Genomic DNA, 17,439 nt, shown 5'->3' with positions numbered 1-17,439 from the left:
CTCCCTGTAGGAGCGAGCTTGCTCGCGAAGAACTTCAACATACCGCGTTCAATCAGACAGCACGCGTTATCGTTGTGGTTTTTCGCGAGCAAGCTCGCTCCTACATTTTGTTTCCAGGGTTCTGATTTCATGCGATCTTCTCGGCATTCGCCCTGGAGTCGCCTGGATGCCCTCATTTATCGCTGATCACCCGATGCTGTGCGCCGTGGCGTTGATCCTGATCGACATCGCCGTGTGGCGCCTTATTTCCGCCAACCTGGCCAACTGGAAACTGGCGGCGCGGCTGGTGATCTTTGCGGTATTCAGTGCCGTGTTGTTCAACGACGGCATGAACCCCATGCAAGCGGCGCCCTATGCCGATGACACCACCTTGCACCTCGCCGCCACGGCGTTGCAGATCGGCTGGTGGCTGTTTGCGGCGCGCACCCTCACGGTATTGCTCGGCGCAGTGATGATGCAGCGGGTCGGCCATACCGGACGGTTATTGCAGGACCTGATGGGCGCAGTGATTTTCCTCATTGCGATCATCGCCGCCATGGCCTACGTGCTCGACCTGCCGGTCAAGGGCGTGCTGGCCACCTCCGGCGCCGTGGCGATCATCGTCGGCCTGGCCTTGCAAAGCACCCTGAGCGATGTGTTTTCCGGGATCGTCCTCAATACCACCAAGCCTTACCAGATCGATGACTGGATCTCCATCGACGGCACCGAAGGCCGTGTCACCGATATCGACTGGCGCGCCACGCGCCTGCAAACCTCCCAGGGCAGCCTGGCGGTGATCCCCAACTCCCTGGCGGCCAAGGCCAAGATCATCAACTTCTCGCGCCCGGCGGACATGTTCGGCCTGGCGGTCAGCCTGCAAGTCAGCCCCCATGCGCGCCCGCAAACCGTGATCGAAGCGCTGGAGCGTGCGATGCAGGGCTGCCGGCCGTTGCTGGCCCAGCCGGCGCCCAGTGTCGCGTTCAAGGCGTCCACCGGCAGTGGCGTGGAATATGAGATCAGCGGCTTTGTGCCGGCCATGGGCCTCAAGCGCGAAACCCGCAACCAGCTTTACGACCTGGCCTACCGGCATTTGCAGGCGGCGGGCGTGGGGCTGTTGTCCGCCACCGAAGGCAGCACGCCGCCTGCGGTGTCTGGCGCCCGGGCATTGCTTGAGCGCTCGACGATCTTTTCCACCTTGCGCCAGGAAGAAAAAGACACCTTCAGCCAGAACATGACCCTGCACACCTACCGCGCCGGTGAGATGATCCTGGCGGCGGGGGACGTCAGCGATCACCTGTTCATCATCGAGTCCGGCGTGGTCTCGGTGCTGTTGATCAAGGACGGTCACAAATTCGAAGCTGGGCGCATGGGCCCGGGGGAGGTGATCGGTGAGTCCGGCATTCTCTCCGACCAGGCGGCGCTGGCGGATTTCTCGGCCAAGACCTACTGCACGCTTTACCGAATCGAAAATGAATACCTCAAGCCGTGCCTGGACGCCCGGCATGATATCGGCGAAGCCATGAAGGCGCTGCTGGACTTCCGCCGCCATGCTGCCCAGGCCCTGACCGAAGACGCACCCGTGGTGCCGGTGAAGAAGGGCTTCATACAGTGGCTGAGGAACCGCGGCCTGTAGATTGGTCACCTGTTCTTCGCCCGGATTGGCTATTTCTCCAGAACGCTGCGCTGACTACTCTGCGCACCTATCCCAACGTTCTGGAGTTTCACCATGCAAACCCGTACCGATTTCTACACCGCTTCCCCAGACGCCATGAAAGCTATGCTCGCCCTGGAAGCGGCGGTGGGCAAACTCTCCATCGAACTGCCGCTGCTGGAACTGGTGCGCCTGCGCGTCTCGCAGATCAACGGCTGCGCGTTCTGCCTGGACATGCACACTGCCGATGCCCGCAAAGGCGGCGAAACTGAACGGCGCCTCTACACCGTATCGGCCTGGCGCGAAACGCCATTTTTCACCCCGCGTGAACGCGCCGCCCTGGCCTGGGCCGAAAGTCTGACCCTGCTCAGCCAGACCCACGCCCCGGATGAAGACTTCGACGCACTGGCTGCCCAATTCAGCCCCCAGGAACAAGTGGACCTGAGCGTCGCTATCGCCACGATCAACAGCTGGAACCGCCTGGCGGTGGGCTTTCGCAAGATGCCTAAATAATCAGAAATTCACCGATGCACTCAAGCGCGCCGTCAACGGTGCGCCCTGGAACAGGTAGTCATCACCCATGTATTCGCCCGCGTCGCGCCAGTAGCGCTTGTCGAACAGGTTATCGACGCTCAGGCGAAACACTGTCTCGTAGCCATCGACCTTGGTGGTGTAGCGGCTGCCGACGTTGACCACCGCGTAGTCGCCCACTTCCACATTACCGGTGCGATTGGCGGACTTCTTGGCGCTGTATTGCACACCGCCCAATACCGCCAGGCCGTTGACCCAGGGCAGGGCGTAGTCGGCGTACACACTGGCGCGCAGCTTGGGCACGTTGATCGCCTGGTGGCCTTCGTACGCCGGCGTGCCGCTGCCGCTCACCCGCGCTCGGATCGCGGCCACGCTGGTGGCGATCTGTAGGCGGTCGGTGGCCCAGCCGTTGGCGGACAGTTCAATCCCGGTGTTTTTTTGCTGGCCCTGTTGTACGTAGTTGAACGTGTCACCTTCGGGTTTGGCGTACTGGTAAGCCTGGCGCGTCTGGAACACGGCGGCGGCGAAGCTGATACGGCGCCAGTCGTATTTCACCCCGGCTTCGATCTGGCGCGAGACGGTGGGGGCGAGTGTTTCATCCGGGTTTTTTGCGAACCACGGCGCGGTGCCGCCCAGGGACAGGCCCTTGCTGTAGCTGGTGTACAGCGAAACGTTGTCCACCGGCTTGTAGATCAACGAGGCCTGGGGCAGGAACACGTACTGTTGGGTGTGGCGTGTCTGGTTGCCAGTGACGCTGTCGAAGGCTTTTTCGTCCAGGCGCACTTCACGGCCGCCGAGGATGGTTTGCCATTGCTCGTTGAAGCGGATGCGGTCGGTGACGAACAGCCCGTACTGGCGGCTGTCGAGGTTGCGGTGGCTATCGTTCAGCGGTTTGTCGGTAGGGGTAAAGCTCGGCACTTCTTCGTCGATATTGGCGGTGCCGATGAATTCGTTGACCGACTTGCGTTTGTCGATCACCCGGCGAAACGCGCTGCTGCCAAAGGTCAGTTCATGGCCGATGCCGGCGGTGTCGAAGAGGCCGGTCATGGCCGCCTGGATTTCGTCGTCGCGGCGAGTGTCGTCCGGGCTGCGGTAGTCGTAGACGTCGTAGTTGCCTTCGGGGCTGAAGTAGTTCGGCACGCTTGTAGCGCTGCAACTGCTCGAACCATAGCAACCCCAGGCAAATGAGCTGTAGTCGTCAATCACCACCTTGCTACGCGCCGCGCTGACACTGCCTTTCCACTGATCGTTGAAACGGTACTCGAACTTGCCGTTGAGGTTCAGCGAATCAATCCCCACCTGCTTGCCGCCCGTCTGATGCCCCAGCAGTTTCTTCGGCGACGCGCCATGGGGCACTTCGGTGCCGCCCAGCAGTTGATAACCTGGCACCGAGCGCTGTTGTTTGTTCTGGTATTCGGCATCCAGTTGCAGCACGGCGTCGGGGCTGATGTTCCAGTCAAAGGCCAGGGACACAAAATCGCGCTGGCCGTTGGCGTGTTCCACATAGGAATTGAGGTCTTCATGGGCCACGTTGGCGCGCAGGCCGAACTGCTGCTCACTGCCAAACCAGCCGCCGACATCGGTGGCGATGTAACCACTGCCACGATCATCGGTGGACACCGTCACCGAACGCACATCCTGCGGGCGCTTGGTCACGTAGTTGATCACCCCGCTGGGCTCGGAAATGCCGCTCTGCAACCCGGCCAGGCCCTTGAGCACTTCCACCTGCTGCTTGTTTTCCAGGGCGACGTTCTGCTCGCCGGTGATGGTGCGCCCATTGATCTTGTAGCTGCTGGCCGCGTTCAGCGAAAAGCCACGCACCACGAAATTCTCGTAATAACCGATGGGCGCGTAACTGTCTCCTACCGAGGCATCGTTGCGCAGCACTTCACTGAGCAAGCGTGCCTGCTGGTCCTTGATCAGCGCGGCGTTGATCACGGTGATCGAGGCGGGGGTGTCCAACAGTGGCGCTTCGTCAAAGCCACCCACCGACGCGGTTTCATTGCGGTAGCCCGACTCATCCTGGCCCTGGACCTTCAGCGTCGGCAACTCGATCTCGGCGGCCAGGCTGCTGCCGATGCCGCCACTGAGCAACAGGCCGAGGGCGAAACGTGAAGTGACGACGGGGCGAAAACGCAAAACCATGGGTCAAGGCCTTAAAGCGCTGGGCGGGGGGCGCCTAAGCTAGGCATAAGCGCGGGCTTTTACAAGCTTTCGCGCAAGGTTCGCGCGGCGAGACAACCCGTCTCAGGTCCGATGCCGATCCTGTTGCGGCTCGACAGCCAGGCGCCGGCTTGCGATAGACAAGGCTCCCCTCATCGTTTCAGGAGATTGTCATGGGTATCGCAGGTAAAGTCGCGCTGGTCACCGGCGCCGGGCAGGGCATAGGCCGGGCTATTGCCATGCGCCTGGCGCAGGACGGCGCCGATATCGCGTTGGTGGACATTGACGGCGCCAAGCTCAACGCAGTGGCCGCCGACATTGTCGCCACCGGCCGCAAAGCCTCTGTGTTCATCGCCGATGTGTCCAAGCGTGAACAGGTGACGGCGGCGGTCGAGCACGCCCACCAGAGCCTGGGCGGTTTCGACATCATCATCAATAACGCCGGAGTGGCGCAGATCGACTCGTTGCTTGACGTCAGCCCAGAGCAGGTCGAGCGCACCCTGGATATCAACGTCAAGGGCGTGTTGTGGGGGATCCAGGCGGCCGCCAACATGTTCAAGGCGCTCAAGCAGAAGGGCAAAATCATCAATGCTTGTTCAATCGCAGGGCATGAAGGCTTTGCGCTGTTAGGGGTCTACTCGGCGAGCAAGTTCGCGGTGCGCGCCTTGACCCAGGCGGCGGCCAAGGAACTGGCGAGCGCGGGGATCACGGTCAACGCCTATTGCCCCGGTGTGGTGGGCACCGATATGTGGGTTGAGATCGACAAGCGCATGGCCGAGATTACCGGGGCGCAGTTGGGCGCAACCTACAAGCAGTACGTGGATGGGATTGCCTTGGGCCGTGCGCAAACGCCGGAGGATGTGGCGGGGTTTGTCGCATTTCTGGCAGGCCCGGACGCAGACTATATGACCGGACAGGCGCCGTTGATCGACGGTGGCCTGGTCTACCGCTGACAGCGTGGGTCGACTCGCCTGCGTGGGAGTCGACTCCTTGTATCAGTGGGTTTTGCCGGGCATGTCAATACCCAGCTGGTTCACCCGTCGATACAGGGTTGCCCTTGAAATCCCCAGGGCCTGTGCCGCAGGCGAGGGTTTCCAACGATGGCGAATCAACGCATCCAGAACCATTTGACGCTCGGGGCTGGCGCTCTGTTCGGCCAGCCCTTGAGGCTGCTCGCCCCGGATATCAATCGGCAAATCCGCCACTTGCAGCGTAGTGCCTTCGCACACCGCACAGGCGTACGCCAGCACATGCCGCAGTTGCCGCACATTGCCCGGCCACGCATAACCCAGCAGCAATTGCAGCGCGGCCTGGCCGATGCCCAACGACACGCCACTGCTGCGCGCCTCTTGCTCCAACAGCCGATTGATCAGGGCCAGCTTATCGGTGCGTTCGCGCAACGGTGGCAGGCAGAAGCGCGCACAACCCAGGCGAAAGTACAGGTCTTCACGGAATCGGCCCGCGCTGACCAGCGCCGCCAGATCGCGGTGGCTGGCGCAGATCACCTGAATATTCACCACGCGGGTTTTCGCTGCGCCCAACGGCGCGACTTCACCCTCGGCCAGCACGCGCAACAACCGTGTCTGTAACGCCAGCGGCATATCGCCGATTTCGTCGAGGAACAACGTACCGCCGTCGGCTTGCAGTAGCAGCCCGCTCATGCCTTTGCTGGACGCTCCGGTGAAGGCGCCGGGCGAATAGCCGAACAGCTCGCTTTCAATCAGGCTTTCCGGAATCGCCGCGCAGTTCACCGCCACAAACGGCCCGTCCCGGCGCGCGCTGTGCTCGTGCAACTGGCGGGCGAAGACTTCTTTGCCGACGCCGGTTTCACCTTGCACCAGCACGGGCAGGTTGCGGTCCTTGACCCGCGCAGCCAAGCGCAGGTGCTCCTGGATCCGCGGGTCGACTTGAGTCTCTGGCAGCGCCCGAACCGAGGGGCGTCGGGGTGCATTGACCCTCACGTGTACCGCGTCGGGCTTGCCCAGCCAGTGCAACTGCCGGGTTGACTGATCAGTGGCTGCACGCAATGCATCCACATCGAACACTTCGCCGATATGCTCAGGCAGCTGGCCAAAGCGCAAGCGCAGGGCTTGACGCGCCTTGCTGTTCAAGGCGTGCAGACGTCCGTCCTGGTCCCAGGCCAGTAGCAGGTCCGGTTGGCTGTCGACAAAGCCTGGAGTGCTATGGGCTTGTAACACCCAGTGCTGCCGGGCGCTGTGCATGAAAAAAGCGTTTTCGATGGCCTGGGCGCTCTGCGCCACCATCTGCCGTATCAGGTGCTGGCTGCCGCGGTCATCCGGCGACTTGAGCGCCGAGACATCCAGCACGCCCAACAGGTGGCCCTGCGGGTCGAAGATGGGCGCAGCGGAACACGTCAGGCCGATAAACGCTGCGCGAAAGTGATCACGCTTGTGCACCGTCACCGCCGTTCTGCTGGTCAGCACCGTGGCCACGCCGCAGGTACCTTCCTCGGCTTCCGACCAGCAGGTGCCCAGGTAAAGGCCGGCCTTGCGGCAGTCGGTGCGAATGCTCGCATCGACACGGTGATCGATGGTCTGGCCCTGGGCGTCGGTGAGCATCACGCAGTAGTCGGCATGGCGCACGCGGTGGTGCAACTGCGCGACTTCTTCGCCGGCGATGCGCATGAACAGCTCGGCGCGCTCGCGGCACTCCTTGAGCAAGGGTTCGCTGAGGATGCGTGGACCTTGCAGGGAGCCGGGGTCCAGGCGGTGTTGCTCCATGGACCGCCGCCACGAATCGAAGATCAGCGACGGCACGGGCGCCTGTGGCAGGCGCAGGGCATTGCGGACCACACGACTGACACAGTCGACATGCTCCCTGGAGTTCATGGCGAGCATAAAGCCTCCGGTTCTCAAGCTTTGTTGTTATGCGCGTCATTAAGCGCGCATGTGCGCCAACGGACAAGAGCACCCCGATCAACGCCAGTCTTGAGACGCTGCGTCTCATGCCGCTGAGACTCAAGGGCCGAACTGCGTGGTTGCGTCTCACATTCAGCCGGCCGGTTGCCTGGGCATCGCTGCGTGGCACGGCTCTGGATCAAGGCTTTGCCAGGTTTTCTCGACGGTTGGCACACGCTGTGCTGAACAGCTTGGCACTGGCCGCAGCCAGTCTTTTGTGCGTCGAGACAACCTGGAGAACAACAAGATGTCCACCCACCTGTGCACCGATCAGTTACTGCATGCCTACACCGTGATGCGCACCATCCGCGATTTCGAAGAACGCCTGCATGTGGAGTTCGCTACCGGCGAGATCCCCGGTTTCGTTCACCTGTATGCCGGTCAGGAAGCCTGCGCCGCTGGCGTCATGGCGCATCTCAATGACGATGATTGCATCGCGTCCAACCACCGCGGCCACGGACACTGTATCGCCAAGGGCGTCGACGTGTTCGGCATGATGGCCGAAATCTATGGCAAGAAAACCGGCGTGTGCGGCGGCAAGGGCGGCTCCATGCACATCGCCGACCAGGAGAAAGGCATGCTCGGCGCCAACGGCATTGTCGGTGCCGGCGCACCGTTGGCCGCGGGGGCTGCGCTGGCTGCCAAGCTCAAGGGGAGCCAGGGCGTGGCAGTGGCGTTTTTTGGCGACGGTGGCTCCAACGAAGGAGCCGTGTTCGAAGCGATGAACCTGGCGTCGATCATGCAGCTGCCGTGTCTGTTTGTCGCCGAAAACAACGGTTATGCCGAGGCCACTGGCGCCGGTTGGTCGGTGGCATGCAAAGACATCGCCGAGCGCGCCGCCGGGTTTGGTATGCCGGGGGTGATCGTCGACGGCAATGATTTTTTCGCTGTGCATGAAGCGCTCGGCGTTGCTGTGGAGCGGGCGCGCCAAGGCGACGGGCCGACACTGGTCGAGGTCAAGCTCAGCCGTTTCTACGGGCACTTCGAGGGCGATGCGCAAACCTATCGCGGCGCTGACGAAGTGAAAAACCTGCGCGAAAACGCCGATTGCCTGGCCTTGTTCCGTCAGCGCTGCAATGCCGAAGGCTGGCTGGACGCAGCGCAGTTCGAGCGCATCGATGGTGAAGTAGCGCAGTTGATCGAAGACGCCGTACGCCTTGCCAAAACCGATCCCAAGCCCCAGGCCGCCGACCTTCTAAGCGACGTTTACGTGGCTTACCGCTGATACCAACCCTATAAAAACAAGACGTGGAGAGAATCTAATGGCTCGTAAAATCAGCTATCAGCAAGCGATCAATGAGGCCTTGGCCCAAGAGATGGGCCGTGACCAGAGCGTATTCATCATCGGCCAGGATGTGGCCGGTGGCACCGGTTCCCCCGGGGAGCAGGACGCATGGGGCGGCGTGCTCGGCGTGACCAAGGGCTTGCACCCGCAATTTCCCGGGCGCGTGCTGGACGCACCTCTGTCCGAGGTCGGCTACGTAGGCATGGCGGTGGGAGCGGCTACCCGAGGCATGCGCCCAGTGTGCGAATTGATGTTCGTCGACTTCATCGGCTGCTGCCTGGACCAGTTGCTCAACCAGGCCGCCAAGTTCCGCTATATGTTCGGCGGCAAAACCACCACACCGCTGGTGATCCGTGCCATGTACGGTGCCGGTTTGCGGGCGGCCGCCCAGCATTCGCAAATGCTCACCTCCATGTGGACGCATATCCCCGGTCTCAAAGTGGTATGCCCGGCCACGCCCTATGACGCCAAGGGCATGTTGATCCAGGCGATCCGCGACAATGACCCGGTGATTTTCCTTGAGCACAAAATGCTCTACGGCATGCAAGGCGACGTGCCGCAAGAGCTGTACACGGTCCCGTTTGGCGAAGCCAACTTTGTGCGTGAGGGCAAGGATGTGACGCTGGTGACCTACGGGCGCATGCTGCATATCGCCCTGGAGGCCGCGGCCAACCTGGCGCGTCAAGGCATTGATTGTGAAGTGCTGGACCTGCGCACCACCAGCCCGCTGGATGAAGACAGCATCCTTGAGAGCGTCGAGAAAACCGGGCGCCTGGTGGTGATCGACGAATCCAACCCGCGCTGCTCGGTCGCCACTGACATCAGTGCCCTGGTGGCCCAGCAGGGCTTCGCGTTCCTGCGTGCCCCCATCGAGATGGTCACCGCGCCGCACACCCCGGTGCCGTTTTCCGATGCGCTGGAAGACCTGTACATCCCCAACGCCGCGAAGATCGAGGCAGCCGTGATGAAGATCGCCGACAAGAGGACCGCCGCATGATTCATACCCTGACCATGCCCAAGTGGGGACTGTCGATGACCGAGGGCCGCATCGATGTCTGGCTCAAACAACCCGGCGACCGAGTAGAGAAGGGCGAGGAAGTGCTGGATGTGGAGACCGACAAGATCTCCAGCAGTGTCGAGGCACCTTTTAGCGGCGTGCTGCGTCGGGTGCTGGCGCTCAGTGATGAAACCCTGCCGGTGGGCGCTCTACTGGGAATTGTGGTGGAGGGCGAGGCGACGGAGGCTCAGATCGATAGCGTGATCGAACGCTTCAACGCCGGGTTCATTTCCAGTGCCGCCGAAGCCGAAGAGGCCGGCCCCAGCGCACAAAAAGTCGAGGTGGGCGGGCGCTTGCTGCGTTATCTGGACATCGGTGAGGGCGGCACGCCACTGGTATTGGTGCACGGCTTCGGGGGCGATCTGAACAACTGGTTGTTCAATCAACCGGCCCTGGCCGCCGAACGCCGGGTGATTGCCCTGGACCTGCCGGGGCACGGGGAGTCGGGCAAGTCTCTGCAAACGGGAGACGCCGCCGAACTCAGTCACGCCGTACTGGCATTGCTCGACCACCTGGCGCTCGACCGTGTGCATTTGGCCGGCCACTCCATGGGTGGGCTGGTGACCCTCACCGTCGCCAGCCTGGCGCCTGCACGTATCGCCTCCATCATCCTGATCGCCAGCGCCGGTCTGGGTACCGATATCAACGGAGATTACCTGCGAGGTTTTGTCGAGGCCAACAACCGTAACGCGCTCAAGCCGCCATTGACTCAACTGTTCAGTAACCCTGCGCTGGTGACGCGGCAGATGCTGGAGGACATGCTCAAGTTCAAGCGCCTGGAAGGGGTGGATCAAGCGTTGCGCCAGCTCGATCACAAGCTGTTCGATGGCGGGCGGCAGATACTGGATCTTCGCAGCGAGGTGGGCCGCCAGCCGAGCCTGGTGATCTGGGGCAGTGACGATGCGATCATCCCGGCAAGCCACGCCCAAGGGCTGCAGGCTCAGGTGCATGTACTGCCGGGGCAGGGGCATATGGTGCAGCTTGAGGCGGCGGAGCAGGTCAATCAACTGATCTCCACCTTTTTGAAAGCGCAGCCCTGATTGAGGTTCAAGGGAGGGACGGTTTGGCCTGTCCCTCCCACAAGGTCAAGCGTGTTTTTTCAGCTGGAGCGTTTCAGGGTTTCGCTGGGCAACTCCTGAAAAAGCGCCCGGTAGCTGTTTGAAAATCGCCCCAAATGCCAGAACGACCAATTCATCGCGACCTCGGCCACCGTGGTGTCGGTCGTGCTCAGCAACTCCCGCCGCGCCCCGTTCAAGCGGCGCAACCGCAACCACTGCGCCGGGCTCATCCCTGTGTAGGTCTTGAACCCTTGCTGCAATTGGCGCAACGGCACACCCGCAATCTGCGCCAGTTCCAACAGGTTGGCGGTTTCATCCGGTGCATCCGCCGCCCATTCGCCGATGCGCGCCATCAATTGGCGTTCTTCATTGCGCTTTTGCAAGGAACTGCCGTCCAGGCACACGCAGGCGTTATCGAGGATAAACAGGCAGTCGTCGAGCAGTTGCTGGGTGAGGGCATCGCGGCTGATGGGGTCGGTCAGTGCCGACAGGCGCGTAAGGGTGCCGCTCAGCCAGCGAGTGAACAGCGCATTTTGCCGACAGGTCAGCGGTGCCATGAACAGGCCTTCGAGCTTGGCCATATCCAGGCCCTGGCGCTGGACAAACTGCGGGCCGAACACTACGGCTACTTCGCGGTAGTTTACCGGGGTGATCCAGGTGTTGCGGCTTTCGCCATTGAGCAGGTACAGCGCGTTGTCACTGGCGTCGAAACAAAACGCCAGGGCGCCGGCAGGTGCGTTGAAATGCTGCTCCACCCGGGTGTTCATGCACTCTTCGTAGACCTGCACGCCTTGCAGGTCGAGGTAGCGCACCCGCCCGGCAAAATGCCCCGGGGACATCTGCTGGTACTGCTGCACCCAGCCGGGTGTCGCACTGCATTGGGCGGCCACATCGCCGGTGGCGAAGGCCTGTACGCGCAAAGCGGTTGCCTGTGTCATGGTGATCCGTGCGCACTCTATTGGTGCGTTGTGCTGCGTGCAAAGTGGATAGATGCCGTTTCAAGGCTGGCCCAAGATAGACCTCAATGCGCTGGGAGTACAACCCGGCGTCGCATCCCACCCAAGACGAGGTCCTTATGAACGCCCCCTTCGATCAGCTGTCCACTTGGCTGAAAGAACACAAGATTACCGAAGTCGAATGCGTGATCAGTGACTTGACTGGCATCGCACGCGGCAAAATTGCGCCCACCAACAAGTTCCTGCATGAGCGAGGCATGCGCCTGCCGGAAAGTGTGTTGCTGCAAACGGTAACCGGGGACTTTGTCGACGACGACATCTACTACGACCTGCTGGACCCGGCCGATATCGACATGATCTGCCGCCCGGTCGCCAACGCCACTTACGTAGTGCCGTGGGCCATCGAACCCACCGCCATCGTGATCCACGACACCTTCGACAAGCAGGGCAACCCCATCGAACTGTCGCCGCGCAATGTGTTGAAGAAAGTCCTGCAGCTCTACACCGACCAAGGCTGGCAGCCGATTGTCGCGCCGGAAATGGAGTTCTACCTGACTCAGCGCTGCGAAGACCCGGACCTGCCATTGAAAACCCCGATTGGCCGTTCCGGCCGTGCCGAAACCGGCCGTCAGTCGTTCTCTATCGATGCGGCCAACGAATTCGACCCGCTGTTCGAAGATGTCTATGACTGGTGCGAAGCCCAGGGCCTGGACCTCGACACCCTGATCCACGAAGACGGCCCGGCGCAGATGGAAATCAACTTCCGCCACGGCGACGCCCTGGACCTGGCCGACCAGATCACGGTGTTCAAGCGCACCTTGCGCGAGGCCGCCCTCAAGCACAACGTCGCCGCCACCTTCATGGCCAAGCCGGTGGCCGATGAACCGGGCAGCGCCATGCATTTGCACCAGAGCGTGGTGGAGATTGCCACCGGCAAACCGGTGTTTGTCGATGCCGACGGCAACATGAGCCCGTTGTTCCTGCATCACATCGGCGGCCTGCAGAAGTACATCCCCAAGCTGCTGCCGATGTTTGCCCCCAACGTGAACTCGTTCCGCCGCTTCCTGCCGGACACCTCGGCGCCGGTCAACGTCGAATGGGGCGAAGAGAACCGCACCGTCGGCCTGCGCGTACCCACGTCCAGCCCCGAGGCGATGCGCGTGGAAAACCGCCTGCCGGGGGCCGATGCCAACCCGTACCTGGCCATTGCCGCGAGCCTGTTGTGTGGTTATCTGGGGATGATCGAGCACATCGAACCCAGTGCCCCGGTGGAAGGCCGCGCCTATGAACGCCGCAACCTGCGCCTGCCGTTCACCCTCGAAGATGCGCTGGCGCGCATGGAGGATTGCGACACGGTCAAGCAGTACCTGGGCGAGAAATTCGTGCGCGGCTATGTCGCGGTCAAGCGCGCCGAGCATGAAAATTTCAAGCGGGTGATCAGTTCCTGGGAACGTGAGTTCCTGCTGTTGAGCGTCTGAAAACAAGCATAAGAGGGGTGACGATATGCGTCTTGTGAACAAGCTTCTTCCATTGGCCCTGGTCGCGGCGTTCAGCAGTGCCGGCCAGGCGGCGCCGACGGTGAGTGTCTACAACTGGACCGATTACATTGGCGAGACCACCTTGGCGGACTTCCAGGCCAAGACCGGCATCAAGGTGATCTATGATGTGTTCGACTCCAACGAAACCCTGGAGGGCAAGTTGTTGGCCGGGCGCACCGGGTATGACGTGGTGGTGCCGTCCAACCATTTCCTGGCGCGCCAGGTGAAGGCCGGCGCTTTCCTGAAGCTCGACCGCGCGCAGTTGCCCAACTTCAAGAACCTGGACCCCAAGCTGCTCAAGTTACTGGAGCAGAACGACCCCGGTAATGCGCACTCGGTGCCGTACCTGTGGGGTACCAATGGCATTGGCTACAACGTCGACAAGGTCAAGCAAGTGCTGGGTATCGACCGCATTGATTCGTGGGCGGTGCTGTTTGAACCGGAAAATATCAAGAAGCTGCATGAATGCGGCGTGGCCTTCCTCGATTCAGCGGATGAGCTGTTCCCGGCGATTCTCAACTACATGGGCAAGGACCCACGCAGCGAGAATGCCGAGGACTACAAGCAGGCCGAAGCCAAGCTGCTGACGCTGCGGCCGTACATCACCTATTTCCACTCCTCCAAGTACATCTCGGACCTGGCCAACGGCAATATCTGCGTGGCCTTCGGTTATTCCGGCGATGTGTTCCAGGCCGCCAACCGCGCCAAGGAAGCCAAGAACGGGGTGAACATTGCGTACTCGATCCCCAAGGAAGGCTCCAACCTGTGGTTCGACCTGCTGGCGATTCCGGCCGACGCGAGCAACCCCAAACAAGCTCATGCGTTCATCAACTACCTGCTTGAGCCTGAGGTGATTGCCAAGGTCAGCGCCTCGGTGGGCTATGCCAACGCCAATCCGGCCGCCAAGCCGTTCATGCCTGCGCAGCTGGTGAACAATCCTGAGGTGTACCCGCCCCAGGACGTACTCGACAAACTCTATATTTCCACCACGCCAACACCGGCGACCATGCGCGTGATGACCCGCGCCTGGAGCAAAGTGAAGTCCAACCGATGATTCAGCCCAATGAACACGCCCCGTCCTATTACCGCGCTTCGGCGAATGCCATGGCGCAGCGGCCCGCACTTGAGGCAGACCTGAGCGCCGATGTGTGTGTGATCGGCGGTGGCTTTACCGGGGTCAACACCGCCATTGAACTGGCCCAGCGCGGGCTTTCGGTGATCCTGCTGGAGGCGCGCCGCATCGGTTGGGGCGCCAGCGGGCGCAACGGTGGGCAATTGATCCGTGGCATCGGCCATGATGTCTCCGGGTTTGCCAAATACGTGGGCGAGGAGGGCGTGCGCTATATGGAGCGGGCCGGTATCGACTCGGTCGCCCTGGTGGGCCAGCGCATTGCCGAGCACGGCATCGACTGTGACCTGCGCTGGGGCTTTTGCGAACTCGCCAATACTCCGGCGCAGTTCGCCGCGTTCAAGGGCGAACAGGCGCACCTGGCGGCCATGGGGTATGCCCATGAAACGCGGCTGGTCGGCCCGCAAGATATGGCGCAGGTGGTGGGCTCGACGGTGTATGCCGGCGGCCTGGTCGACATGGGTTCCGGGCATCTGCACCCGCTCAACCTGGTATTGGGTGAAGCGCAGGCGGCCGAGGCCCTTGGGGTGCGTATCTTTGAGCACAGCCCGGTGCTGGAGCTGATCCATGGCGAGACGGTGCAGGTGCGCTGCACAGGCGGCAGCGTGCGCGCAGCCAACCTGGTGCTGGCATGCAATGCCCATCTTGAGGAACTGGAGCCACGCTTGAGCGGCAAGGTACTGCCGGCAGGCAGCTACATCATCGCCACCGAGCCACTGCCAGAGCCTGTGGCCCAGCAGTTGATCCCACAGAACCTGGCGCTGTGCGACCAGAAAGTCGGCCTGGATTACTACCGGCTGACCGCCGACCGGCGCCTGTTGTTCGGTGGTGCCTGCCACTACTCGGGGCGCGATCCCCAGGACATCGCCGCGTACATGCGCCCGAAAATGCTCAAGGTGTTCCCACAGTTGGCCAACACGGCTATCGAATTCCAGTGGGGCGGCAAGATCGGCATCACCGCCAACCGTTTTCCCCAGGTCGGGCGGCTCAAGCAATACCCGAATGTGTTCTATGCCCAAGGCTATTCCGGCCACGGCTTGAACGTGACGCACTGGTGCGCACGGCTGCTGGCCGAAGGGATACATGCGGGCGCAAGCCAGGGCCTGGATATCTTCAGCCAGGTGCCGCACATGACCTTTCCCGGTGGCAAGGCGCTGCGCTCGCCACTGCTGGCGTTGGGGATGTTGTGGTATCGGTTGCGGGAAATGGTTTAGCCAACCTTCATAGGATGACCTGACAATTAAGGTCTGCCGCGAGACCGAGGAGGTGTTTGTCAGTCACCGTCAAGAGGCGTAGAAAAAAGCTTCCTTTGTTCACGCTGCTTAGGCCCGGGGGCGGTATGTCTCGGCTTAACGAATCAGAGCTCGTTCGCCTGTTTGACGACAAAACAGCTTCTAAAGTTATTGAGTGTTTTAACGCGCTTGATGGCACGCCGGACTTTCATTCGCCGATTGTATGGCGCTCGACAATTCCTGAGTTGTGCCGATTGGATTGTGCTCGCACTCGTCGGGGTATCGATGCTCATGGCGCAGCACAAATGGTTAATCTTTTTCGTTTTTTTGGCGGCTTGAGTTTGGACCTTCGGGATGTTCCCGGGCTCGGTCATGGACGCCTCTTGAGCTTGGCAAAAGGACAAGCATTTGAAGCGTTTCTACGCGATGTTGCCTCTGGTGAAAGTTTTGCGGCTATCTGCATTACTGAGGCCAGCGGTGGTTCTGATCTTCACTCACTGCAAACCACTGCGGTCAGATGTGAGGGCGGATACACACTAACGGGCTGCAAGCACTATGTCGCTCGGTTGCGGCAGGCCAATCTGTACGTCGTGTTTGCCAACGTCGCAGGGTTGGATCGTAGCTTGAGTGTTTTTCTGGTACCGGCCAGCGCAGACGGCATCGTTGTCCATGATATTCCCGCGCTGGGTCTTCAAGGCCGTTCGTGGGGGGCACTGGAACTCAATCAAGTATTTGTTCCCAAGCAGCATCGTGTCGGCGGGGAGGGACAGGGATTCAGCCTTTTTTCAACGCACTTTTCGTACTGGCGCTGTGCAATGGCGGCGGCCGCAATAGGCGCTGCGCAGGCGACTCTGGATCGCTGCAAAGAGCGGTTGCAGCACCGTCAGGCTTTCGATGGCCCGATAGGTCGTTTCACTCACCTGCAACAGGGGTATGCCCAGCACGCTGCGCGCTTACATATGGCGTGGTTGCTGGTGCAAAGCACGGCACTGCGATTGGATAAACAAGCGTATTGCTACATCGACGCGGCGATGGCGAAAGCTGAAAGCGTAGAAATCGCGATCGCTGCCGCGCAGTGGGCGATGTTGATTCATGGGGCAGAGGGTTGCTGCGTGAGTACCGGCCTGGAAAAAAACCTGCGCGATTTGTTGGGGCTGAGAATCGCTGATGGGACACCTGATGTGCTTCGCGGTCAGGTAGCGCGTGGATTGTTGGGGGAGACACTATATAGCCTTTCGCTAGGCCGCCAGGCAGTCTCCCCAAAGTGGTCAAGGGAGCGCCAGCTATGGTGAATAAATTAATGACCTTGCATGAGGCTGAGCGTATAGGGTTGGTTAGTATCGTGCAGGATGCTCGCATTTGTGAGTCGGCACAGTTCGTTCCCTGCGAAGACGATGGCCAAAGCTACGGGATGACGGTGATAGGTGAAGGTGCCCATATTCGAGCCGGCGCTATTATTTGCTCGGGTGTTGAAATAGGTCAGAACACGGTTATCGGACATCAATCCGTGATTCGCGCTGGAGTAAATATCGGCAACGACTGCGTCATTTCGCACTTGGTATGCATTGAGCGAGATGCGCAGATTGGCGATCACGTCCGGATTTCAGCGTTGACCCATATCACTGGCGGTTGCCATATCGGTAATGAAGTACAGATTGGCGCGCGCGTGGTGACAATCAATGACAATGAAATGCGCTGGAGACACGGTGAAATCTTATGTGCTCCGCGCATTCTCAGCAAATCGAAGATCGGCAGCGGGTGCACACTGTTAGGCCACGTGACGATAGGGGAAGGAGCGTTCATAGGTGCGGGCTCGGTGGTGACTCGTGACATTGCCGCCCATCATCTCGCCTATGGAAATCCGGCCTATGTGCAAGGCGAGGCACCCTCCGGCGAATGGCGTGCCGGAGCCAGTTCAAATGGTTGATTAAGAGGTATTGGT

Annotated in this window: 14 protein-coding genes; 11 read left to right on the top strand and 3 right to left on the bottom strand. The window is 61.1% G+C overall.

Going from position 1 to position 17,439, the window contains the following annotated elements; all coding sequences use genetic code 11:
- Positions 1 to 166 precede the first annotated feature (166 nt).
- Together BUE92_RS17695 and BUE92_RS17690 are read left to right on the top strand one after the other, a co-directional pair.
- A complete protein-coding gene (locus BUE92_RS17695; RefSeq protein ID WP_073525330.1) occupies positions 167 to 1,612 on the top strand; it encodes a mechanosensitive ion channel family protein in 1,446 nt (481 codons plus the stop codon).
- 93 nt (positions 1,613 to 1,705) lie between these two features.
- Entirely contained in the window at positions 1,706 to 2,143 is a 438-nt protein-coding gene (locus BUE92_RS17690; RefSeq protein WP_003190655.1) for a carboxymuconolactone decarboxylase family protein, read from the top strand.
- Here the strand turns inward: BUE92_RS17690 and BUE92_RS17685 are convergent, their stop codons facing one another.
- On the bottom strand, positions 2,144 to 4,306 hold the full coding sequence (locus BUE92_RS17685) for a TonB-dependent siderophore receptor (protein WP_073525328.1): 2,163 nt from the start codon (positions 4,304 to 4,306) through the stop codon (positions 2,144 to 2,146).
- A gap of 191 nt (positions 4,307 to 4,497) precedes the next feature.
- Here BUE92_RS17685 and BUE92_RS17680 point away from each other — a divergent pair, with 191 nt between their 5' ends.
- On the top strand, positions 4,498 to 5,277 hold the full coding sequence (locus tag BUE92_RS17680; RefSeq protein ID WP_073525326.1) for an acetoin reductase: 780 nt from the start codon (positions 4,498 to 4,500) through the stop codon (positions 5,275 to 5,277).
- A gap of 42 nt (positions 5,278 to 5,319) precedes the next feature.
- Here the strand turns inward: BUE92_RS17680 and BUE92_RS17675 are convergent, their stop codons facing one another.
- A complete protein-coding gene (locus BUE92_RS17675; protein WP_073525323.1) occupies positions 5,320 to 7,182 on the bottom strand; it encodes a sigma-54-dependent Fis family transcriptional regulator in 1,863 nt (620 codons plus the stop codon).
- A 307-nt stretch (positions 7,183 to 7,489) separates the two neighbouring features.
- Here BUE92_RS17675 and BUE92_RS17670 point away from each other — a divergent pair, with 307 nt between their 5' ends.
- Genes BUE92_RS17670 through BUE92_RS17660 form a run of 3 tightly spaced genes read left to right on the top strand, consistent with a single transcriptional unit; the run spans position 7,490 to position 10,624 of the window.
- Complete coding sequence (locus BUE92_RS17670; protein WP_073525321.1) at positions 7,490 to 8,467, top strand: thiamine pyrophosphate-dependent dehydrogenase E1 component subunit alpha; 978 nt, start codon at positions 7,490 to 7,492, stop codon at positions 8,465 to 8,467.
- Between the two features lie 37 nt (positions 8,468 to 8,504).
- On the top strand, positions 8,505 to 9,524 hold the full coding sequence (locus BUE92_RS17665; protein ID WP_073525319.1) for an alpha-ketoacid dehydrogenase subunit beta: 1,020 nt from the start codon (positions 8,505 to 8,507) through the stop codon (positions 9,522 to 9,524).
- A complete protein-coding gene (locus BUE92_RS17660; RefSeq protein WP_073525317.1) occupies positions 9,521 to 10,624 on the top strand; it encodes an acetoin dehydrogenase dihydrolipoyllysine-residue acetyltransferase subunit in 1,104 nt (367 codons plus the stop codon). Before BUE92_RS17665 ends, BUE92_RS17660 begins: the two co-directional genes overlap by 4 nt.
- 59 nt (positions 10,625 to 10,683) lie before the next feature.
- Here the strand turns inward: BUE92_RS17660 and BUE92_RS17655 are convergent, their stop codons facing one another.
- Positions 10,684 to 11,580, bottom strand: a complete 897-nt coding sequence (locus BUE92_RS17655) for a helix-turn-helix domain-containing protein (protein ID WP_073525315.1) — start codon at positions 11,578 to 11,580, stop codon at positions 10,684 to 10,686.
- A 137-nt stretch (positions 11,581 to 11,717) separates the two neighbouring features.
- Here BUE92_RS17655 and BUE92_RS17650 point away from each other — a divergent pair, with 137 nt between their 5' ends.
- From BUE92_RS17650 to BUE92_RS17630, 5 genes are all read left to right on the top strand, one after another.
- Positions 11,718 to 13,076 carry a glutamine synthetase family protein gene (locus tag BUE92_RS17650; protein WP_014718136.1) on the top strand — a complete coding sequence of 453 codons (1,359 nt, stop codon included), beginning with the start codon at positions 11,718 to 11,720 and terminating at the stop codon, positions 13,074 to 13,076.
- Positions 13,077 to 13,101: 25 nt separating this feature from the next.
- The gene (locus BUE92_RS17645) at positions 13,102 to 14,190 is read left to right on the top strand and encodes a polyamine ABC transporter substrate-binding protein (RefSeq protein ID WP_073525312.1); all 1,089 of its coding nucleotides are present in this window, start codon (positions 13,102 to 13,104) and stop codon (positions 14,188 to 14,190) included.
- Positions 14,187 to 15,479 carry an NAD(P)/FAD-dependent oxidoreductase gene (locus tag BUE92_RS17640; protein ID WP_073525310.1) on the top strand — a complete coding sequence of 431 codons (1,293 nt, stop codon included), beginning with the start codon at positions 14,187 to 14,189 and terminating at the stop codon, positions 15,477 to 15,479. Before BUE92_RS17645 ends, BUE92_RS17640 begins: the two co-directional genes overlap by 4 nt.
- A gap of 125 nt (positions 15,480 to 15,604) precedes the next feature.
- Positions 15,605 to 16,789: an acyl-CoA dehydrogenase family protein gene (locus BUE92_RS17635; RefSeq protein WP_143169999.1), complete on the top strand. Its 1,185-nt coding sequence runs from the start codon at positions 15,605 to 15,607 to the stop codon at positions 16,787 to 16,789.
- Complete coding sequence (locus BUE92_RS17630) at positions 16,783 to 17,424, top strand: acyltransferase (protein WP_073525306.1); 642 nt, start codon at positions 16,783 to 16,785, stop codon at positions 17,422 to 17,424. Before BUE92_RS17635 ends, BUE92_RS17630 begins: the two co-directional genes overlap by 7 nt.
- Positions 17,425 to 17,439 lie beyond the last annotated feature (15 nt).

Origin of the sequence: Pseudomonas fluorescens (assembly GCF_001902145.1) — a bacterium.
GTDB lineage: Bacteria > Pseudomonadota > Gammaproteobacteria > Pseudomonadales > Pseudomonadaceae > Aquipseudomonas > Aquipseudomonas fluorescens_BV.
This window is presented reverse-complemented; position numbering and strand designations above follow the sequence as displayed.